Source organism: Saltatorellus ferox (genome assembly GCA_007751475.1).
Taxonomy (GTDB): Bacteria; Planctomycetota; UBA1135; order UBA1135.
Window position 1 is genome coordinate 979,533 of the sequence record CP036434.1, and the last position, 21,608, is coordinate 1,001,140.

The window sequence follows — 21,608 nt, forward strand, 5'->3', positions numbered from 1 at the left end:
TTCTCACATCCCGTCGTTCGCGGGAGTCATGGACGCGTCTTCGGCGCCCACCGAGCGCGCGTAGGCGCTCGCCTTGCTGAGCTTCTCGTTCGCAAGCTTGAGACGCTCCGAGGCCTTCGCGACCGCCTCGTTCGCGACTTCCACCTCGCGCTGCTGGGTGGCCACGATCTTGCGGAACTCGGCCAGCGGAATCTTACGCACCTCGACGAGGTCCACGTCCTGGACGGCGATCGCCGAGGCTTCCTCGACCTGGGCCTTGCGGAGTTCGTGGGTTGCCTCGGCGAGGTCCGCCTCCGCTTCGGCGAGTTCCTGCTCGCGCCGCTCGACCGCGAGAACTTCCTTGGCGACCTCGGCCAGCGCCAGGGCCTTCGAATGCTTGAGCGCCGCCGCCTTCAGTTGATCAGGCGAGCCGCTCTTCTCGGCGACCTCGGCAGCCAGCTTGGACTGCTCCGCCTCGGCTTCGGCCGTCCTCAGCGCCAGCTTCGCCATCATCACCTCGTCTTCGGCGCGATCCGCCGCCGCCATCGCGATGGCGAGTTCGTCGTTCGCGACGTCACGCTCGGAGCGAGCGGCGGCGATCGCCGCGCGTGACTCCGGAGTCGCGTGCACCAGCAGGGAGTTGTCGACCGTCGCAGGCTTGCTGCTGGCACAGGCGACGAATCCGAAGAGGGCAACAGCGGGGAGGAGTGAGGACTTCATGGGGGCCACGGGGATGAGGGGCGTTTTGCGGGGGTAGAACCCTCGTATTCTAACGGACTGGGGCATCGAAGAGGGTCTGACGGCGCTGTCAGAGAATCCGATCCCGTCGATCAGAAGGGGAGGTCGGACTCGTTGATTTCGAGTGGGCCGTCGTTCGAGTCGAACATCGCGCCCAGCGGAAGGTCCGGCGAGAGTTCCAGCGGGAGGTCCCTTCCGGCGCGCCGGATGGGCTCGGCCTGCGCGGGCGTCCCGCCCGAGAAGTAGGGGCTGAGACCCCGCCGCTCCATGTCTGCGAGGAGGCCGAGGTGCGCAAACGCCTCGCGGCTGACGAGGTCGAGGTCGCCCCGCGACATCCTCGCCTTCGCCGCAGGATCCCATGATCCTGGCCGCTCCACGGGTAGCTCCTTCAGGAAGTGCCCGTGGCGCCTCTCGGTGATGCGGCCGTCGAGCACCATCACCACGCCACGGTCCGACGCCTTCCGCATCAGGCGGCCAAAGCCCTGGCGGAACTTGGCGAGCGCGCGTGGCATGTAGATGCGCTGGCGCTGGGCGCCGACGCCAATCGCGGCGCACTGGGCATGGTGGTAGCGATCCGGGACGCCGTAGGGGAGCCGCGCGATGACGAGCGTCTCCAGCGTCTCTCCGGGGAAATCTGCGCCGTACCAGAACGTATCGACGCCGAAGAGCGTGGACTCGACGCGCTCGCGGAAGAGGTCCGATAGCTCCTCCTTGCCCGCGGCGTCCATCCCCTGCCAGAAAAGCGGCAGCCCGCGCGATGCAAACGTCGGGCCCGCGCGCTCCGCGACCTCGCGGATGTCGCGGAGACTCGTGAACAGAACGAGCATCCGCCCACGCGTCCGCTCCGCGTACCACGGCAGGTAGCGGCTCAGGAAGTCGAGGTACGCCTCGCGGTTCTGCACCGGCGGGATGCCGCGCGGAACGCCGACGAGCACGCGCTCGTAGTCGAAGACCTCGGGCGCGTGGAAGGTCGTCACGCGCCGCGTCCCGGCCGTTCGATCGAACTCACCGGTCTCCTCGTTCTTCTGGGCGACGCGATCGAGCCCGAGGTAGCTCTTCGCCTGGTCGAAGCTGCCGCCGATGCGCGTCGTCGCCGACACGAACGCCGCGGACCCGAGTTCGGGATAGTAGTACTTGCCGAGCGCGTCGCCGGGCAGCAGCACGAGCGCCGCCAGCATCAGGTCCTCTCGCACGTTGCGCTCGACGTCGTGGAAGACCATCCCGCCGAGCCGCGGCGCGCCCTCGTCGATCGGGAGCCACGCGTCCACCGCCTTGCCGACGTCGGCGATCTCGACGCGCGCGAGTTCCAGCGCACGCCGGATCCGCGCCACGCGCTTGAGGCCCATCGTCTCCAGCTCCTCCGAGAGCTGCGCGAGCGAACCGTCGAGTCGCCCCAGGAACATGACGACGTTGAGCCTCGCGGTCACGAGGTGCTCGGCCTGTCCGCTGGCGTCGACGTACTCGCGGAACAGGCTGTGCTCCATCGCGTCGGAGCGGCCGACCTGGGCGCTGGCGCGCCAGCGCTCGTACTCCAGGAGCGTCGACTCCAGGTGCGTGATCGCCGAGGACGCGTTGGTCCAGAGCTGGCGCGATGCGCTCAGGCGCTCGGCGGCGCCGGTGCCGGGCAACAGGTACTTCGTCAGCCGATCGAGCGGCGGCTTCGCTCGGCGAAAGTAGCCGTCGCGCTCGTTGTCGGGGCTGTGCAGGCGTCGCAGGACGCGCCGCATCTCCGTGAACGAGATCCGGTGGCTCCAGGCGCTCATCGCCTGGTCGTGCAGGTGCTCGCACTCGTCGAACACGACGCGACGGAAGAACTCGGGACGCGCCAGCGCGAACGATTGATTCGTCAGCACGACGTGGCTGCGCTCGGCGCGCCGGCGTGCGATCTCGGCAGCGCAGACCGCGCGGTCTCCCTGGGTACTGCAGCAGCCGCTGCGCCCGCGGACCTGGGCCACGAGCGAGGCCAGGCTCTGGCGGTAGTGCGTGCTCGAGGTCAATCGCACCGGCGGACGGCGCGGAAATCGATCGAGGTCGCCGTCGCGGTCGCGCAGTCCGAAGAGCGCGAGAGCGACCCAGCCGAGCCATGTCTCGGGGTCGTCGCCTTCGGCCGGAGCGTGAATACGGAGCGCGCGCCAGCAGAGCGAGTGCTCTCGCCCCTTCAGGATCGAGACGCGGAAGCCGGGCGACAACCCTGCGCGGTTGAGCGCCTCGAGGGCGCGCGGCACCTCGCGCTCCATGGCCTGGCTCTGCAGCGCGCGCGTATACGTCGCGATGCCGACGCGCACGCCGTAGCGCCGCGACCACATGAGCGCGGGGAGGAGATAGGCGAGCGTCTTGCCGGTACCGGTGGGGGCGTGAACGAGAAGCAGCTCATCCGAGCCGAGGCAGCGCGCGACCTCTTCGGCGACGCGGTGCTGGCTCTTGCGATAGAGGGACGCCTGGTTCGACTTGGAGTTCCCGGCGCCGAAGAGCGCGGGCAGGTGGACCTTGAAGAGATCGTCGAGCAGCGCGAGGTCTTCCTCCAGAAAGGGCGCGGGCTCGTCGACGTCGGGCTTGAGCGGCGTTTCGTCCGCGAACTCGATGCCGCTCTCGGCGGCAGCGGGATCGACGAGGCCGAGGGGATCGTCCTCGTCGACGAGTTCGGCCTCGGAATGGGAGACAAGGCCGTTCTTCAGCCTGCCCGCGGCGAAGAGGTCGACGTCGCCGCCCCAGCTCCCGGGCTGATCGATGATCGAGAGCGAAAGCGAGAGGCGGCGGGCGGCGGCCTCGTCGGTCGCGCGGAAGAGATCGTGGGCGCGGAGCCAGCCGAACGCGGTCAGCGCGTGGGCCGCGGGTCCGAGGTCGCCGAAGCGAGCCACCAGCTCGGCGAGTGCCGCGAGCACGTGGGGCGGCTGTAGCGCGCCCGGCGGGGACGGGGCGATCATGGGATCGACGAGCGCCGCGACGAGCTGGGCGGGGCCCAGCGACGCGAGCGTACCTGGCTCCAGCAGCATGGCGACCTCGTCGAGGCCGATCGGGTCGAGCGGCGTCAGGCGCAGGGCTGCTTCCTGGTCCAGGGCATGGGCCCAGGTGGCGACGAGTTCGCCATCGTGGGCGACCACGGGGCGGTCGCCGATGAACTCGCGCAGTCGCGGCCAGACCTCGGCGGCGGCTGGCGCGCCCTCGAGATCGCGGGAGGAGACTCCGAAGGTCTGGCGGATGCGCTGGGTCGCGCCCGCTCGCTCGCCGGGGAACGGGGAGCAGATCTCCTCGAAGCTCTCCCAGGCGCCGCCCGACCCGCGCCGGACGGCCAAGAGGCGGACGACGCCGTCGAGGCGCGTGTCGGTGCCGCTCGCCCAGATAACGACGCATGCGAGCCCGTTCGGGAGCCGGTCGGGGGCCCAATCTCCCCCGTGCCTGCCCCCGGGAGTGGGCTCATCCATGCGCCTGTGCATCGTCGTTCCTGCGTCTCTTGGTGGTTTGTGGGCTAATTGGCATGTACCTGGGGATCTCCAGCGAAGATGCCGCAGGCGCGTCCTGGGTATCGCCTGAGACGCAGATCGGGTAGCATTTTGGCCCGCTGAACGAATTCAGGAGCTGAACCTCGCATGAGAATCCGCGCTCCCTTCCGCACTATCCGCGTGAGCCTATCTTTCCCGCCAGCATGAACATCACAGACATCCCCGTCGAGGGCTACGAGCGCGTTGCGCGCTGCATTGACGAGGCTTCGGGCCTCCATGCCCTCATCGCGGTCCACGATACGACCCTTGGACCCGCGCTGGGTGGAATGCGTCTCTGGAACTATGCCACCGAGGAGGAGGCTCTGTTCGATGTGACCCGCCTCGCCAAGGGAATGACCTACAAGTCGGCGGTGGCGGACACCGGTCTCGGCGGCGGGAAGTGCGTCATCATCGGCGATCCGGACAAGATCAAGTCCCCCGCGCTCTTCGAGGCGATGGGACGTTTCATCGATGACTTCGGCGGGACTTACATCACGGCGGAGGACATGAACATCAGCGCCGAGGACCTCCTCAACGTCAAGAAGACGACCGAGTACGTGGCGGGCCTCGATCGCGAGCACGGCGGTTCCGGCAACCCCAGTCCCTACACGGCCTACGGCTGCGTGGTCGGCATCGAGACGGCGGCGGCGTACCGCTACGGCTCGAAGGACCTCAGCCAGAAGCACATCCTCATCCAGGGTGTGGGCGCGGTGGGCGGCGAGATGGCCCGCCTGCTCAAGGAGCGCGGCGCTCGCATCACGATCTGCGACATCAAGGAGTCGCGCGTGGCCGAGCTTTGCCAGAAGTACGGCTATGAGTCCGTGCCGGAAGCGACGCATCTCAGCGTCAAGTGCGACATCTACGCCCCCTGCGCCCGCGGCGCGGGGATCAACGACGAGACGATCCCGCAGCTCACCTGCGACATCATCGCCGGTTGCGCGAACAACATCCTCCTCGAGCCGCACCACGGCGACGTGCTGCGTGAGAAGGGCATCCTCTACGCCCCCGACTACGTCGTGAACGCGGCGGGCATCATCAACGTCAGCGTCGAGCGTCACCCCGGCGGCTACAACGAAGAGGTCGCGATGGAGAAGATCAACCGAATCGACGACAACCTCACCGAGGTCTTCCAGCTCGCCGACGAAGAGGGAATCGCGACGAATCGCGCCGCGAACCGTCTGGCGGAGAAGCGAATCGAAGCGGCAAAGCAGCTGCAGTAGTTCGCCCGCAGGACCGACGGCGGTACGAAACCTGGCGGTACGGAACCCGACCTAAATCCGCCACGTTTTCCGACGCGGCGCAGGGCCGTTCAGAAACGTGGCGGATTTGGGTCGGGTTCCGTACCGCCAGGTTTGGGTCGGGTTCCGTACCGTCGCTGACCCTGCGGCGGACAGTAGAGGTCTTGGTTAGAAGAACTGGACGGTGCGCGCGTTCGAGAAGTTCGACGTGGAGCCACCCGTCGGGAGGATGTCGCGGTACCAGTACTGCCAGGACCACGTCGTTCCCCCCATGATGCTCACGAGCATCGTGGGCTGAGGGATCTGCGAGAGGTCGAGCGGCAGGCAGACGGCGCCCGTCGTGCCCGAGTTCCTGATCTGGACGGAGTGGCGGCCATTGCTCACGCTCGCGATGCAGATCGCTCCCTGCGAGCCACCCGGGTAGACCACCGTGAACGGGAGGTCAGGCGAGTTGATGAAGTAGCCGAGCGAATTGAGTGGAAGGTTGTGGACCGTCAGTTCGGCCAGGTTGTCGGAGCGAAGGCTGCTGCCGACCATCTGGAGGCGCGCCGGTAGCGTGGTCGAATTCTCGAAGCCGTTGCAGATGCTCTGGTTCGTCAAGTAGCCAGGCACACGAACCGCGATCTTCATCCGAGCGTCGAGGGGCGTCGTCGATTCGATCATCGTCAACGCACCGCTCGAGGTGTTGATCTTGCCGAAGGCTCCCGCGCCATTTCCGAGATCGAGCACGGCGTAGAGGATTCCTGTGGACCAGTCGAAGTCCACGGATTGCCCGATAGCCATGGGCATGCCCGTGGGGCCGATGTCCTCCGGAGTGCCCGAGGCGGTGTCGATTCGAAGCAATCGGTCCATCGTCGTGTCCACCCCATAGAGAACGTTGACCGCGTCCATGGAGATGTCGCTCACCACCTGGGTGCCGATCGAGCCGACGAGGCTGAACACACCGGTCGTGATGTCGCCCACCCAGAGATTCGTGCCGGAAACGGTGTTCTCACTGAGGTACCAGTCCACTCCGTTCGGCGCTGCCGTCAGGCCGGAAGCACTGGCCGGGCCGCTGAGCGTACCGGCGGGCGTGAAGGCGCCCGTGACGATGTCGAAGGTGCCCGTCGTGAGGCCATCGATGGCCCAGAGTTCTCTTCCGTTGGCGGAGAAGTCGAGCGCATCGCACTCGCCGGTATAGCTCGCCAAGGTGCGCTGGTGGTCGCTGTAGTCCTCGACGTCCGTCGTGAAGAGACGGTCGTTGCGCAGGTCGACGCCGAAGATCGGCCTTGGAAGCGGCGTCGTCGTCGGGCACGGTCCGACGCGAAAGAACTGCTCCCCTGGGAACAGGTTCAGGTCGATACCGGCAAGCGTCCCCGTGAAGTTGCCGAGGCCGTCGCCGCCCAGATTGCACTGGGGCGGACGAAGCGCGCGCAGGAACTGGTTGGAAGCGTAGTTGTGCTGTTCGTTGTTCTGGAAGATGCAGACGCGGATCATCCCCGTGGGGTTGCCGAGGTCCGCGAGCGCGATCGAAAGCTCGAGGCCTGTTTGAGCGCTGAACGAGTCCGCGAGGGAGGCAGGGCCGCAGCCGCCAAGGACGCCGACCGTGTTGGCGTCGGAGTAGGCCACCTCGATCACCGAAAGGTGGGTCGTACCCGGGCCAACCACGCCGATGCCTTCACTGGAGCCGCTGAAGACGTTGGGGTAGGAGTCGAAGTTCGGCGTGCCGAGCTGGCTGAAATCCAGGTCGAACACAGGGCCGCCGGAGTCGCCGCGCCGGGCGATCAGGTGGTAGTCCGCTTCGAACTCAGCGTCGAAGCGCATCCCCGCCATGTTCGAACTCAGGTCGTTGCCGGGGAGTCCACTGAGGACGTTCTCTCCACCGGGGATGGAGTCGATGAAGATCTCCAGCTTGTTGAAGTTCGCCTGGAGGTTGCCCGTGACGGCGAGATAGAGGCGGCCGCCATCGAGGACGGCGAAGCCGCCGTTGAGTTCGCCTTCGTTGTCGCCGAAACCCGTTTCGACGGACTGGAAGGTGGAGTTGCAGTAGTTGTTCGCGATGATCGAACCATCGACCACGGTCTGACTGAAGGCCGCCGTGGTGGAACACGCGGCCGCGACGAGAAGGTGACGTTTCATTCTTGGGGGGGGGAAGAGCAGGAGTTTCGCTCGGGTCCTCATGCGGCCCCGAAACGGGCGCGCATCGATGGACGAATCCAGGGCAGGCGATGTGGACCAAAGTGGCCCACTCGTCGGATTTCGTCGCGAAACCGGGTCCAGGTGCTCTGGCACGACAGGCCTGTTCCCCACGGGCGATCTCCACCGGAAGCTTGTCCGGCCGGGATAGACCTCACCCCCTGGCCCCTGGAGCTACTGCAACAAGGTCTGAGGGAGCGACTTCTTCCCGGTGATCAGGGGCGCGAGCCAAGGGTCCAGCTCTGCCGCGAAGGGCAAAAGGCGGACTAAGAGCGACGCAGGCTTCGAGTTTGTTCCCTCATCCTTGGCGGAACTCGTCGTCTCGATTCCAGACCAGCGTCACCCCACTCGCCCAATCAAACCAGGACCGGTCCCTGGCTCCGCTACCCGGACCCTTTCTGCAGGGAGCTGTCGTTCGAGCCGAAGAGCCGAAGAGCCGAGAGCCCGAGGGCCTGAACCTGCCAACGGGTAGGTCCCGCCAGCGAGTGAGCGGGCCGAGGACGGTGCGGGTCACATTCCTTCCCGCATCAGGGAACGAAGACGCCCCGGCTGGAGAGGGCCAGCCGGATGGCGGCCGCCCGTCGGTCGATGAGTTGAAGAGCGATCGCCTCGTCCGTGAGGTTCACGTTCGAGCGTTCGACGTGGCCTTGCTGAATCAGGCCCGCCTCCTCGGCGCCAGGCTGGCGCGCTTTGGCCTGGCCCGAGGAGGCCGTTGGAGCGTAGTAGTTGCCGCCCTGGGCGGCGAGGCCACCGGCGTTGAAGAATGTATGGACCTGCATTCTGCCGGCCTGCCGGTACGAGCGGCGGGCACCTCGCTCGAGGACCTGACCATCGGGGGCCACGGTGATCCCCACGGCGTCGGCATGGAGGACCACATCACCCGTTAGAAGGAAGCCTTCGCTCGTCACGAGCCTGCCGTTGAAATCCGGCCGAAACCTGCCGTCCCGACGATACAGCAGGCTTCCGTCCGGGCGCTGCAGCTCGAAGAAGCCGGGCCCTTCGATGGCGAAGTCGAGCGGGTCTTCGGTGGGATCGAGCACTCCCTGCCGCATGTCGCGGACCGTCCCGCGGATCTCCGGGGCTTGCGAGCCCTCCCGTTCGATCATCCTGGTCGCGGACTGGAGTCTGCGGCGCTTGTAGCCCGGGACTCCGGCGTTGGCGATGTTCTCGACGTGGAGAGCGCGCTGGGACTCGGCGACGAGAAGCGCCTCCTTGAGCACCTCGATGTCACGGTTGGCGCCTCCGCGGGCGGGTGCCCAGGAGGCGAATGCCGCGCTGGACACCTGGCCGCCCCTCGAATCAGCGATGAGCGCACCCAAGTGATTCAGTTGGTCGCCGAGCGCCACGACCCGGGAGATCAGTTCCATGCCGCCCTGCGGCTCGGAACCCTTCGCCACCAGAAGCGTGTGGAGCCCGTCGATCTTGCGCCTGAATTCCTCCTGGTTCTGCTCTACCTGCGTCCGCCAGGGACCTTCGGCCTCCGTCGTCGTTGCGGCGCTTTGGCAGGCAGCCAGGAGGAGGACGGTGAAGGCGGGCGTGATGTGCTTCAGCATGGGGATCTCCTATCGCGACCGAGCGAACCGCCCGCTCCTTCAAGAGCCGATCGGCCAGAATGGATCGGAACTGGAACGTCGATCGCGCAGGAACTTTCCGCACTTGGAGTCTGCGCCACGGACCGCGATTCCGCGAGCACCGCCAGGATCCGCGCTCGCGGCGTGGCGCCCAACCCCAATGGCTCCTGGAAGCCCCAGGATCAGCCCAGAAGATCGACCCCCCCAGGTTTTCAAGGCCTCGGGAAGACGAGCCAGGGACAGCGCGTACGCCACCCCGCCGGCGCCCGCTTTCAAGGCGCCCGTTTCGCACCAGCGACCCAAACCCACCATTCCGCCATGCTTTCACTCGCACTCGCAGCCGCTCTGCTGCTGCCCCAGGACACCCGGACAGAAGCCATCAGCACCCTCGCAGGGCTCTTCCCGACTCCCAGCGGGCCGATGACCCTCGTCGTGGACGACCCCGAGAACGCGGATACTTGCTGGTCGATGGTCGAGAAATACGGGGAGCTCACTGGACAGCACATCACGGCCCATTCAGACACGCAGAGCCTCCTGATGCAGTCACCGGTCCACCTGGATCGAAACATGACGATTCCAGCGGATGAGGTGCAGACCACGTTCGAGCACATCCTCTTCGCCCGCGACTTCGTCCTGACGCCGCTCAAGCGCGACGGCATGCGCCTCCTCGAGATCCAGAGCCTCTCCACGCCAGCCCGCAGCAACATCCGCTCCGCGGCGATCTTCCTCGAGCCGGAAGACCTGCACCTGGCGGCGGCGCACCCGGCCATGATCTTCACCACGGTGGTGACTCTCCCGCACACGGACGTGCGCCAGGTGTCCAACTCGATGCGGACGATGATCACCGACGCCAACACCCAGCAGCTCCTGCCAGCCGGCAACTCGAACTCCATGGTGATCGTGGGCATCGGGCAAAGCCTCGTAGGCCTCGCCGATACGCTGCGAACCATCGATGCAGCCGCCGCCGATGGAGCCGAAAAATACGTCACCACCATGGAGCTGATCCGCCTGGAGAACGCCGTCGCCGACGACGTGGTGACCCTCCTCAACGCTGCCTTTGGCGTCGAAGCCGAAACGCAGGGACCGGCTGGCCTGAAGTTCCTCCCCGACGCCCGGACGAACTCGATTCTGGTGAACGCTCCCGCAAGTCGGCTCGAACGCATCAAGCAGCTGATCGCTGCCCTGGACGGCAAGGGCGCCTCGAAGTAGTTCGGGAAGAACTGGCGGTACCGAAACGACGGCCGGTACCGCCGCCTGGGCGCTGCATCAGAAGTCGAGGTAGACGACGTTTGACTGTCGCATCGGCGTACCAGGCGTCGTCGTGTCGGGGTAGACGACCTGGAAGCCCCAGGTCTGACCCGCCATGGCCGAGGAGCCCCCGAGTCCGTAGGGGAGTGATGTCGGGTCGAAATTGACCGTGGCGCTACCGGTAGAATCCGCGACGAACGGGATTCCTGTCGACTGCGAGACGTCCATGCAAAGTGGCCAAAGAAAGACGCCATAAGCGTTAGTGGTGGCGCCAGCCGGGCTTGGTCCGGCAAAGGCCAGCGCGAGTCCACCCGGTGGGAGAAAGGAGACAGCAAGGGTCTTGTAGGATGTCGTGGTTCGATTCCCCCAAAGCACGGCCATGGCTGCGCGGCGAGACGCGTTGTTGCTATTGAAACAGGGCAAGGTGATGCCGATCGCCGGAGGCGAGTTCGCCGTGAAGAGAGCTCCGCTCACATCCCGCTCGGTCGTCACCCCGGGGCAGTACTTCGACCAGCCGAGGTGCGCATAGCGGCTCGTCTGAAAGCCTCCCGAGAATCGAGAAGCAACCGCGAGAGGAAAGGGGAAGCCATCGGGGTCGTTGAAGAGGGCGTTGCAACGGTCATACTCCACCATCGCCTCCGAGGGCACGATCTTGTCTCGGTCCGTCAGGTCGAAGACGCTGACATGCGCCCATCGGTCCTGCGCGACGAGGCGGGTCCAAGGCGAGCCTGTGACGATGAATCGCTCGGCCGTGGTACTGACCTGAGCCTGTCGATCTCGACGCCGATGCCTCTGCGTTCCCTGCGACCACCGTACGAGGAGCCTTCGATCGATCAGCGTGTCATAGCGGATGAAGACGCCGATGAGGCCACGTCGCTCCCAGGCGATCATGTAGGTCGGCTCGGAGTTCCCGAATTTGACGATGCCGTCGGAGACGTCCATGTGACTCTTGGTGGGCTGCCCGTTGTAGAGCGGCGCCACGGAATCCCTGTAGAGCGCTCCAGCAATACGAACGCCGTTCGGAGCGAACTGCAGCCCGACGACGGCGCGGCTGTAGGGAGCAGTCGTACCGTGCTCTTCGACCGCCACGTTCCAGCGGTTGACGGCGGTCGGGTCTCCTGTTGAGTGGGAAACCTTGACTCCCGGCTGTTGATTCGTCGATGGGAAGGTGGCCTGGAGTGGACCGAGGGTGCCCGTGGACGAGACCAGCCTGTGCCGCGCCTGCAGCGACCCGGAATTGAATTCGCGCGTCCAGCAGACAATGAACTGTGCGTCGGCCGCGTTCCGCTGGGAACCGCCCACGTCGGGATCGCTGTTGTTCCAGTTCGTGGCGTCACCGATGACGATTGGCGGACCCACGGTCTGACTGGTGGAGGCCGTGGTCAGGACTCGGCCCATGACTTCGAAGGTCTGGCCGGGCCCCGAAATCCAGCGCCGTGCCACCACCAGCTGCTGACTGTGGAACTGGGCACTGGCGACCTTCGGCTTGCTCCAGTATTCGGTCGTCAGGTCGACGTAGATTCCACCCACGAAGCCACCCGAGCTGTCGACGCGGGTGACGTAGATGTCGAGGTCCCCGTTGGTGAAGCCGTCCGTGTACACGTACGTGAAGGTATCGGTGGCGTAGCAGTAGGAAACGTCCGGCTCGTACTGGGGCGAGATCACGGTGTCGACGGAGAACGTACTGATGAATGGATCGATCACCAGCGTGGAACCGGATCGAGAGACGATTTCGGCGTCCACCTCCATCCGGAGGGTGGAGCCCTCCAGCTCGACGAAGATCGGCCGCTGCCTCCCGCTCGACTCGACCGCGAAGGGGCGGCTGACGCGGACGCCGCCGCGCTCACCATCGAAGTTCAGGGCGTTGCCGGCGAGCTTGGTCGCCAGCTCCGTCGTCAGCTCGAACTCGACCACGGCGGCTCCGCTTCGCCCGGCCAGATCGACGACGACGGTCTGCGCCACGTGGTCCGTGAAGAGGTCGTAGACGACGTCGACGTCGCCGAGGTCCTGAACGAATTTCTCGTGCGAGTGAAGGGCGCGGCCGTCGGTCAGAGCCACTTCTTCGCCACCGATCCGAACGCTGGAGAGTCGCCAGGAGACCGGCCAGTGCTGTTTCGCATCGGAGCCGAGGAACGGGAAGTAGGTGAACTCGTCCCCGGTGACGCGGACCTTGTAGTCGCGCGTACGAGCCCAGAGAACGCCGTCGATCTCGTCGGTGTAGACGATTTCAGGGATCTGAAGGTCGACCTGAGAGGCGTCAGCGAGCTGTTCGTCCGATCGATGGAAGCTCGGAGCGGGCGCCGGAGCGATCCATTGGGAAGGCTGGAAAACAGCTTCCTGGGGAGGGCTGGCCCCGTCAGGGGTGGCCACGTCAGGGGTGGTTGCCTGAAGTGAGAGCGCGGCCAGGTAGGCTAGAAGTAGCATGGGAGGTTGCCGTTGGAGAAGGGCTTTGCCAGGTCGGACGTCGACCATGGCCGCTCTCCGATCTGCCGCGCGTAACCGGGCTTCACGGCTTTCCGGGGATTTCTTCTGCGACGTCTCTTGGCCCTCGTCGCGGTCCCCTGGTCTTCCTTTGCTGGGCGGTACCGATTCCGAGTTCTGGACCGCCCTTTCCAACCGGGTCCGGTTCCCCCAGGTTTCCAAGGCCTCGGGAAGACGGGCCGAAGACAGCGCGAATGCCACTCCGCCGGCGCACGGTTTCGAGCGGATGAGGTGCAGACCACGTTCGAGCACATTCTCTCCGCCCGCGATTTCATTCTGACGCCGCTCAAACGCGATGGTTTGCGCTTCCTCCCGGTGCGCTCCTCGCCGGAATCGCTGAAAACTCGGTGGCGGCCCGTCGGTCTCCCGCAGGAGAGCCATATGAAGCTCTCATTCGACACCGTGGTCCTCGTCCATATCTCCTTTCTGGCCTCCACGGGGCTCGGCGGAGCACAGAATGCGGGCCATATCGTCGTCCAGACAGGAGACGTCCTGGCGAACGGCTGGGAGGTTGCAGACTTCTCTGATTCGATCGCCATGAGCGAGGCCGGGGCATGGGCTGCGCTGGTCCATACGACCGAGCCAAGCTCTTCCAGGGATTCCGTCGTTCTGGTCGATGGCCAGATCGTTCTCGCGGAGGGCGACACCCTCGCGAACGGAGACGTCGTGGAGTTCCTGACCGGGATGGACCTCGATCGTGACGGGACGCTGGCGCTGGCCTATCGGTATGCTCCCGCTTCCGGCTCGGCCGTTCATTCACGCTTGTCGATCGGTTCCACGTTCACGCTGGATAGCGGCGCGCTGGTGGGCGCGCCGGGCGTGCCTGCCTCTGCGACCTATCGACGTTTCGACCACGTCGCCGTCGCGCTGCCCTACGCCGTCGTCGCCGCGACGGTAGGGGTCCCGGGCTCGGTCGACGTGGAAGCGGCCTTTCTCCTCGACTTCACGAACGGCGGCCTCGCCGGGTCGCCCGGCGTTTCGTTGCTCGCCGCCGAGGGTTCCTCGCCGGCGGCGCTCGCCGGGCCGATCACGTGGATCGGTCAGCGTCCGGCAGTCGCGAGCGACGGGACGTACGCTGTGTCCGTCGCCTTCGACGACGCCGGAACGTTCCGCCACGCCGTGGCCACGAGCGGAGGCGTCATCGCGGTCCCTGGCACGGGATCGCCCGCGGCCTCGGGGCATCCGTGGACTGGCCTCTTCGGGATCACCGTTGCCGCTGCGCCGGGCGGGATCCGGGCCGTCTCCGCGACCGTCGGAACCCCACAGACCACGATCGGGTTGCTCGTCTCGACGGCGGGTGGCGTGCTGGCGGAGGAGAGCCAGTTGCTTGCGGCTCGCCCGACAGAGATCGTCTATTCCTTCGACAACACCAGCTTGGAGCTCTCGGACTCCGGGGAAGCGGCCTTCATCGTCCGGCTTGGAGGAGGGAAGGTCCTCGTTTATGGCGACGATGTCGTGCTGGAGTCGGGCGTCAGTCTCGTGAGTGGGCAGCTCGTCACCGACATGTTCGTGGCGAGCCCGACGCTCGCGATCGGCCGTTCGGGCGAGGCCCTGCTCGCCGTCGTGCAGCACGCGGGTGGAGAGACAGCGCTCGTCACGATCGAGCGCATGGTGGGCAACACGACGAGCTGTGTCGTCAGGCCGAACTCGACCGGCCAGATGGGCCGTCTCGTCGGCTCGGGCTCCAGCTACGTGGCCGAGAACGACGTGCGCCTGCGAGCCAGCCGCCTGCCGCAGATGGCGTTCGGCTATCTCTTGACCTCACGCACCGCGGGGTTCTCGGCGTTGCCGGGCGGGAGTTCGGGGAACCTCTGCCTGGGCGGCGCGATCGGCCGTTTCGTGGGACAGATCCAATCGAGCGGCGCGCAAGGGCAGATCGAGACGGTCGTGGATCTGACGGCGCTGCCCCAGCCGCTTGGCGCGGTCGCCGCACAGCCTGGAGAGACCTGGTACTTCCAGCTCTGGCACCGCGATAGCTCCCCCGGTGGCCCACCGACGTCGAACTTCACGGCGAGTCTCGCGATCGATCTTCGGTGAGCCGAGGGAAAGGCGAGGTTCAGTCCGATCCGCGCGTGCCTCTTGGGACTCCCGAAACCCGAACGAAAGACGTTGATCAGAATCGACGAGGGGCGAGCCTCTGGGCATCGCGAGAACAGGGCCGTCGACCGGCATGGCTGCACTCGCGAGCCGTGGTCTGTAGCGCAGGTCAGTCGAGGACGTTGTCGACGATCTCGAGCAGATCGTGCGTTCGTACTCCTCGGCTCCAGATGACGTCGAGCGCATCGAAGACATCGCTGATGGGGCTGGCCAGTGCACCCGATTGATCTCTCTGGCCAGCGAAGTGGAGTCCGACCACGGCGTTGGCGTCATCCAGCCAGACCGAGCCGGAATCACCAGGCCCGCCGACAGCTCTCAAGTAGGCTCTGGAAGTTCTTCGCGCGCGGGCGGGCCCACGATGCGGAACAGCACTCCGCCGTCGATATCCGGCACGACGTCCAGCGTTGTGCCGATATGGGCGTCGAGGTGCTCGCCGTGGACCGAATAGTCAAGGGTCTGGGCGAGAGCGCCGCCAACGAGGAGCGCTGCGGTGAGGGAGCAGCGAAGGAAGCGCATGGCGACCTGAATTCGAGGTAGGGGGACGGTCCTGCGCGCGGGAAGGCGCGGCGGAACCCCGGATAGCCCAATGATCCATACCGCCCCAGGATAAGGCGGATCTCACGCTTCGTCACTCCCTGCAGCGTATGAGCCTCCGCCGCGCGGCTCCGTCGTCTACTCTACTCCCAGAATGAACACGACTTTCCATCCTGACGCCATCCAGACGGCAGCCAACCACACGCGCGACCTCCTTGCGCTCGCCATCGGTCACACGGACGAGGCCGCGGCGGTGGTCGTCTGGGACGGGGACTCGGAGCTCTCGAGGGCGCTCACCGAGGCCTACCGGCTGAGCCTCCCGGACGCGACGTTCATCGACTTCAATGCGACGGAGGCCGACGCGATTCGCGCGAGCTTCGAGGACCTGCATCCCGGCGACCTCGTCGTCATGATCCAGTCGACCAGCTTCCGCCTGGACGCCTTCCGCATTCGCATCGAGCTGTTCAACCGCTCGCTCAAGGTCGTCGAGCACCCGCACCTCGCGCGCATGACCGGTGAGGAAGCGCTCATCTACATCGAGTCCCTCGCCTACGATCCAGCGTACTTCCGCGGCGTGGGGCACGCGCTCAAGGCTCGACTGGACGAGGCCACCGTCGGAATCGTGCAGAGCGCGGGCGCCGTGCTCACGTTCCCGGTGGGCTTCGAGTCCGCGAAGATGAACATCGGCGACTACACGGGCATGAAGAACATCGGCGGGCAGTTTCCGATCGGCGAGGTCTTCACCGAATCGCGGGATCTCGAAGCCGTGCATGGGCGCCTCACGATCTCGTTCTTCGGCGACACGTCCTTCAACCTCAAGCGTCCGCCGCACCCGATCACGCTGGTGATCGAGAAAGGGCGGGTCGTGGCCACCGAGAACTCCACCGAGGAGTTCGAGGAGGTCCTGGAGTGCATCCGGCGCGACGACGGGGAAGTCTGGCTCCGCGAACTCGGCCTCGGCATGAACCGGGCCTTCACCCAGGATCGCACGGTTCTGGACATCGGAACCTTCGAGCGCATGTGCGGCGTCCACGTCTCGCTCGGCTCCAAGCACGCGATGTACAACAAGCCCAACATCCGCAAGAAGACCGCCAAGCACCATGTGGACGTGTTTGCCGTGACCGAGAGGGTGCTCCTCGATGGCGATGTCATCTACGAAGACGGAAATTGGGTCGTCTGAGCGGGTCGGCGGGGCGGAAGTCGGTTTATTAAGGGGTCTGCCTTATTGGCAGTCAGAGAGTGTGCGCGGGCGTAACTTCAGGTCTGGACGAGTTCGTTCGACGAAGGGAACACGCGCTGGAGCCGCGTCAGTCTGTACCACCCCATGAGCTGGATGACCCCTCTCGTACTCATGTGCGTCCTGCTCGTCGTGCTCGCCGCCAGCTGGGCGCGGCGGCTGGAGCGTTCGCGCATGGTGAAGACGGTCGAGGAGCGTGAGGAGGCGCGCCAGCGCGGAAGCCACGAGGCTCGCCTCCAGCATCCGCACATCGACCTGACGCGCTGCATGGGCTGCGGGCTCTGCGTGGCCGCCTGCCCGGAGCAGGGCGTGCTCGACGTCTTGCACGGCCAGGCTCGCGTCGTGCACGGCTCCCGCTGCGTGGGCCACTCCCGCTGCGCGGACGAGTGTCCGGTCGACGCCATCGCGGTGACCCTTAGCGGGGTCGAGGAACGCACTGATCTCCCCGCCATCGAGGTGGACTTCGAGGCCATCGGAAGCCCCGGGCTGTTCCTCGCAGGCGAGGTCACGGGGTTCGCCCTCGTGAGGACCGCGATTGCCCAGGGGATGGCGGTCGCGAGGGAGGTGGCGCGTCGCCGCGAGGAGACCGGGCGCGCCGCCGAGGCCAGGCCCGCCGCGGAGGACATGCTCGACCTGCTCATCGTCGGGGCGGGACCCGCGGGCATCGCCTGCTCCCTGGCCGCGCTCGAGAGCGGGTTGCGTCACGTCGTGATCGAACAGGATCAGTTCGGCGGAACCGTGGCGCACTACCCGCGGCAGAAGCTGGTGATGACCCAGCCCGTCGAGCTTCCGCTGCACGGCAAGCTCACGCAAACGACCTACACCAAGGAAGAGCTCATCGACCTCTGGCACGAGATCGCCACGCAGCACGCGCTCCCCGTTGTCACCGGCGAGCGCCTCGACGGCATCGAGCGCCGCGAGGACGGAGCCTTTCTCGTCCGGACCAGCGAGGGCTTTCGCGTCACCCGTCATGTGTGCCTCGCGCTCGGCAGGCGCGGCTCCCCGCGCAAGCTCGACGTCCCCGGCGAAGACCTGACCAAGGTCACGTACAGCCTCCTCGACGCCCGCGCGTTCGAGGGCCGGCACGTCCTCGTCGTGGGCGGCGGCGACAGCGCCATCGAGGCCGCGCTGGGGCTCGGCGCGCAGAAGGACACCACGGTCACGCTGTCCTACCGCCGCACGAGTTTCTTCCGCATCAAGGCGAAGAACGAGGCCAGGATCCTGGAGGCTTTCCACAACGGCTCGGTCCGCGCGGAGCTCGGCTCGAACGTCCGGAGAATCGGCGACGACCGCGTCGAGCTGGAGACGGATCAGGGCGTGATCGAGATTCCCAACGACCACGTCTTCGTGCTCGCCGGCGGCATCCCGCCCTTCAAGATGCTGGAGGAGTGCGGCGTGTCCTTCGATCCGGCGATGCGGCTCCCGGTCGAGGAGCCGACCGAGCGCGGCAGCGGGCTGATCAAGGCGCTCTTCGTCGCCTTCCTGCTCGCGATGGTCACGCTCGCGTGGTCGCTCCTCCACGGCGACTACTACGACGCTCCCGCCCACCTGCGCTCGTCGATCGACGGCCACGAGCTCCTGCGCCCGGCGCGCAACGTCGGCCTCGCCTGCGGGATCGCCGCCGCGCTGGCCGTCGTCCTGAACCTTCTCTACCTGCTTCGCCGCGGCAAGCGGGCCTGGATCCGCTTCGGCTCCCTTCGTGGCTGGATGTCCCTGCACGTCGCGACCGGCGTCAGCGGCTTCCTGCTCGCCGTGGTTCACGGCGGCTTCCTCGTCCGTGATACGGCGGGCGGGCACGCCATCCTCGCCATGGGGGTGCTCATCGCCACCGGAGCGATGGGCCGCTACCTCTACTCGTTCGTTCCACGCGCCGCCAACGGCCGCGAGCTGGCGCTGGAGGAGATCCAGTCCAGGCTCGCGGGCCTCGAAGGCGAGTGGGACGCGGACCACCCGGAGTATCGGCACCGCGTGCGCGGCGAGGTCGCTCGCCTCGTGGCCGAAGGGCACTGGTCCCGTTCGCTCTGGCGCCGAGTTCTCGCGACGCTCACGGCCCAGCGCCGGCTGAAGCACACGCTGCACGGTCTCCGCCTCGAGGGCGAGGGCATGGGCGTTCCGCTGGAGCGGATCAACGACGTGCTCGGACTTGCCCAGCGCGCCCACCGCACCGCCCTCGGGGCGGCGCGGTACGAGGAACTCCGCGGCATGCTCTCCAGCTGGCGCTACATCCACCGCTGGGCCGCTCTCCTCTTCGTTCTCGTCCTGGGTGTCCACATCGTCACGGCCGTTCGCTACGCGCACTTCGGCGCCGCCTCCTGATGAGAATCCTTGATCCCAAGGTGTGGCTCGCTGGCGCGAGCCTCGTGCTCGTCGGAGTGCTCGCCTTCCGCGACGCGGCCGATCCGGGCCCCGGCCCGCTCCACCCCGTCCACGCCGCGATGTCGGAGCTGGCCGGACGCGACGGCTGCGTCGTCTGTCACGGAGAGCAGGGCTCGCCCATGGCCATGGCGCAGAGCTGCCTCGATTGCCATGGAGCGATCGAAGGGCAGATCGAAGGCGGCACGGGGCTGCACGGGCAGCTCGGTGGGGACCTTTTGAGTGAACAGGCGGAGGGAGCCGCGCGCTGCGACGTCTGTCACGGTGAACACCACGGCGACTCGATCACCCTGGTGGGGGACCTCGCCTTCGTTCGTGCGGGGCACGACAGCCTGGACGCCTACGATCACGCGGGGCTCGGGTTCGGGCTGGAAGGCGCGCACGCATCGCTCGCGTGCGAGGAGTGCCACGGGAACGCGCGGGTCGAGGTCCTCGCCCAGGGACAGGCGCGCTTCCTCGGCCTCGCGCAGAAATGCACGCAGTGCCATGAGGATCCGCACGAAGGCAAGATGTCGGCGAACTGCGCCGACTGCCACGGTCAGAGCGAGGCCTTCGCTGCGGTCGCCGCTTTCGAGCACCCGGACACGTTCCCTCTGACGCCGCCGCACGCGGAGATCGCGTGCAGCCAGTGTCACGAGGATGGCGTCCAGCCCGCAGCGTCGCCCGCCAGCCTCACCCACGCGATCGCGTCCCTCGCGGTCACGCGTACCTGCTCGGATTGCCATGAGTCCTCGCACACGGGCGAGTTCCTCGCCGAGGTCGCGGTGGATTGCGCCGCCTGCCACGGGGGCGGAGCGACGACGTTCCTGGGGGCCGACGAACACATGACGATCGGTCGCCACGCCGCCACAGGATTCGCGCTCGACGGAGCCCATGCTCGGGTCGACTGCGCCGGTTGTCACGTCGATACCGGCAGCTACGCCGATCGCTACCTCGCGAGGACCCAAAGCGCCTGTGCCGACTGCCACGAGGACGTTCACCGCGGTGCGTTCGATGGCATGACGCTGGCGAGCGCCGCGACGGGCTCGGGCAAGAGCCCGCTGGCCATCGCGAGCGACGCAGCCCAGGCCGTCAGCTGCGCCACGTGCCACACGACGGACAGCTTCAAGTTGCCGGAGGACGCGCCGTTCGATCACGGGCGATTCACGGGCTTCGAGCTCACGGGTGCGCACTCGAGCGCGAACTGTACTGCCTGTCACGGCGAGGCGCCTGCGGCAGCGGCGGGCCTGTCCGAGGGACAGGCGCGAGACTTCGGCTTCGTCGGCGATCTCTACCCCGGCGATACCGGCCAGTGCAGCACGTGCCACGACGATGTGCATGCGGGAGCCTTCGACCCGGAGACCGTCGCCGCGCGCTCGATGGCGGATCGGACCGAAGCGAGCCTGCTGGCCGCGACGCTGTCCCGAGGAGAGTCCGCCAAGGACTGCGCGACGTGTCACACGACGGATCGCTTCGAGTTTCCGGAGACCACGTCGTTCGACCACGGTCGCTGGACGGGATTCCGGCTCGAAGGGGCCCACGCAGCGGCCGAGTGCGTCGGCTGCCACGGTCCTGCCGAGGAAGAGCCCAGGAACTTCGGTCTGGTCGCAGAGCACCATGACGGCGATCCGCGCACCTGCAGCACCTGCCACGAGAGTCCCCACGGCGACCGCTTCGTCGAGATGAACGATCCGGAGACCGGCTTGCTCGATTGCCAGCGTTGCCACACGGTCCGCGACTTCCTCGAGATTCGTCCTGGGACGTTCGATCACGGCGAGGCCACCGGCTTCGTGCTCGCCGGGGCCCACGCCCAGGCGAAGTGCACCGTTTGCCACGTTCCCGCGAAGAACGACGCAGTCCGGCTCGGGAAGGTCGAGAACGCGTTTCCCGGGAACACGGAGCGCTGCGCGACGTGCCACAGGGACCCTCACCGGGGCGCCTTCCGCACGCAGCGAGTCGGCCAGGGCGCGCTCGCTCGCGAGATCCCGAACGACTGTTCGACCTGTCACGGGCCCGCGTCCTTCCACGTGACCGAGCCCTTCGATCACGGGAAGTGGACGGGCTGGCCGCTGGAGAACTCCCACGCCGAGGTCGCCTGCGTCGAGTGCCACGCGGCACAGCCAGTCGATCCGCTCGGTCGCACGCGCGGATTCGCCAAGGGCAACCGCTGCACGGACTGTCATGCGGATCCGCACCTCGGCCAGTTCAATCAGCCAGTGAAGGGCAAGGCAGCCGATCTCCAGAGCGACCCCAGCTGCGTGCGCTGTCACACGACGGAGGGCCCGTTCGATTCCCTGGTGTTCGACCACGACACGGCGCGTTTCGCGCTCGATAGCCACCACGCGGAACTGGCTTGCCATCAGTGCCACAAGACGGCGACGACGAAGGATGGAAGGACGGCGGTCCGCTACCGGCCCCTCGGGACCGAGTGCGTGGACTGCCACGGCGTGACCTTCCGGCGGGGCGACAAGTGATGAGG

At 66.9% G+C, this 21,608-nt stretch carries 13 protein-coding genes; 6 read left to right on the forward strand and 7 right to left on the reverse strand.

Annotated elements, in window-relative coordinates; all coding sequences use genetic code 11:
* Window positions 1–3 precede the first annotated feature (3 nt).
* Both Poly30_RS03640 and Poly30_RS03645 read right to left on the reverse strand, forming a co-directional pair.
* On the reverse strand, window positions 4–699 hold the full coding sequence (locus tag Poly30_RS03640) for a hypothetical protein (protein ID WP_145194662.1): 696 nt from the start codon (window positions 697–699) through the stop codon (window positions 4–6).
* A 110-nt stretch (window positions 700–809) separates the two neighbouring features.
* Window positions 810–4,139, reverse strand: a complete 3,330-nt coding sequence (locus Poly30_RS03645; protein WP_145194663.1) for a helicase C-terminal domain-containing protein — start codon at window positions 4,137–4,139, stop codon at window positions 810–812.
* A gap of 221 nt (window positions 4,140–4,360) precedes the next feature.
* On the opposite strand from Poly30_RS03645, the gene Poly30_RS03650 reads away from it, so the two are divergent.
* Window positions 4,361–5,416, forward strand: coding sequence for a Leu/Phe/Val dehydrogenase (locus Poly30_RS03650; protein ID WP_145194664.1), 1,056 nt, complete (start codon window positions 4,361–4,363; stop codon window positions 5,414–5,416).
* Between the two features lie 186 nt (window positions 5,417–5,602).
* On the opposite strand, the gene Poly30_RS03655 is transcribed toward Poly30_RS03650, so the two are convergent.
* Together Poly30_RS03655 and Poly30_RS03660 are read right to left on the reverse strand one after the other, a co-directional pair.
* Complete coding sequence (locus Poly30_RS03655) at window positions 5,603–7,552, reverse strand: NHL repeat-containing protein (RefSeq protein WP_145194665.1); 1,950 nt, start codon at window positions 7,550–7,552, stop codon at window positions 5,603–5,605.
* Between the two features lie 584 nt (window positions 7,553–8,136).
* A complete protein-coding gene (locus Poly30_RS03660) occupies window positions 8,137–9,162 on the reverse strand; it encodes a flagellar hook-basal body protein (RefSeq protein ID WP_145194666.1) in 1,026 nt (341 codons plus the stop codon).
* A gap of 336 nt (window positions 9,163–9,498) precedes the next feature.
* Between Poly30_RS03660 and Poly30_RS03665 the strand changes: the two genes are divergently transcribed.
* Window positions 9,499–10,389 (forward strand): secretin N-terminal domain-containing protein, encoded by an 891-nt coding sequence (locus Poly30_RS03665; protein ID WP_145194667.1) that lies wholly within the window; start codon window positions 9,499–9,501, stop codon window positions 10,387–10,389.
* Window positions 10,390–10,446: 57 nt separating this feature from the next.
* Here the strand turns inward: Poly30_RS03665 and Poly30_RS03670 are convergent, their stop codons facing one another.
* Window positions 10,447–12,852: a hypothetical protein gene (locus Poly30_RS03670; protein ID WP_145194668.1), complete on the reverse strand. Its 2,406-nt coding sequence runs from the start codon at window positions 12,850–12,852 to the stop codon at window positions 10,447–10,449.
* A gap of 438 nt (window positions 12,853–13,290) precedes the next feature.
* Here Poly30_RS03670 and Poly30_RS03675 point away from each other — a divergent pair, with 438 nt between their 5' ends.
* On the forward strand, window positions 13,291–14,946 hold the full coding sequence (locus tag Poly30_RS03675; RefSeq protein WP_145194669.1) for a hypothetical protein: 1,656 nt from the start codon (window positions 13,291–13,293) through the stop codon (window positions 14,944–14,946).
* 169 nt (window positions 14,947–15,115) lie between these two features.
* On the opposite strand, the gene Poly30_RS03680 is transcribed toward Poly30_RS03675, so the two are convergent.
* Both Poly30_RS03680 and Poly30_RS03685 read right to left on the reverse strand, forming a co-directional pair.
* Window positions 15,116–15,325, reverse strand: a complete 210-nt coding sequence (locus tag Poly30_RS03680; RefSeq protein ID WP_145194670.1) for a hypothetical protein — start codon at window positions 15,323–15,325, stop codon at window positions 15,116–15,118.
* Window positions 15,322–15,522 (reverse strand): hypothetical protein, encoded by a 201-nt coding sequence (locus Poly30_RS03685; protein ID WP_145194671.1) that lies wholly within the window; start codon window positions 15,520–15,522, stop codon window positions 15,322–15,324. The genes Poly30_RS03680 and Poly30_RS03685 overlap by 4 nt, the downstream gene beginning before the upstream one ends.
* Before the next feature lie 172 nt (window positions 15,523–15,694).
* Between Poly30_RS03685 and Poly30_RS03690 the strand changes: the two genes are divergently transcribed.
* The 3 genes from Poly30_RS03690 (at window position 15,695) to Poly30_RS03700 (ending at window position 21,603) form a co-directional block, all read left to right on the forward strand.
* On the forward strand, window positions 15,695–16,720 hold the full coding sequence (locus tag Poly30_RS03690; RefSeq protein ID WP_145194672.1) for a M29 family metallopeptidase: 1,026 nt from the start codon (window positions 15,695–15,697) through the stop codon (window positions 16,718–16,720).
* 153 nt (window positions 16,721–16,873) lie between these two features.
* The gene (locus Poly30_RS03695; protein WP_419190914.1) at window positions 16,874–19,093 is read left to right on the forward strand and encodes an NAD(P)-binding domain-containing protein; all 2,220 of its coding nucleotides are present in this window, start codon (window positions 16,874–16,876) and stop codon (window positions 19,091–19,093) included.
* Window positions 19,093–21,603: a multiheme c-type cytochrome gene (locus Poly30_RS03700; RefSeq protein WP_145194674.1), complete on the forward strand. Its 2,511-nt coding sequence runs from the start codon at window positions 19,093–19,095 to the stop codon at window positions 21,601–21,603. Before Poly30_RS03695 ends, Poly30_RS03700 begins: the two co-directional genes overlap by 1 nt.
* The last annotated feature ends 5 nt before the right edge of the window (window positions 21,604–21,608 follow it).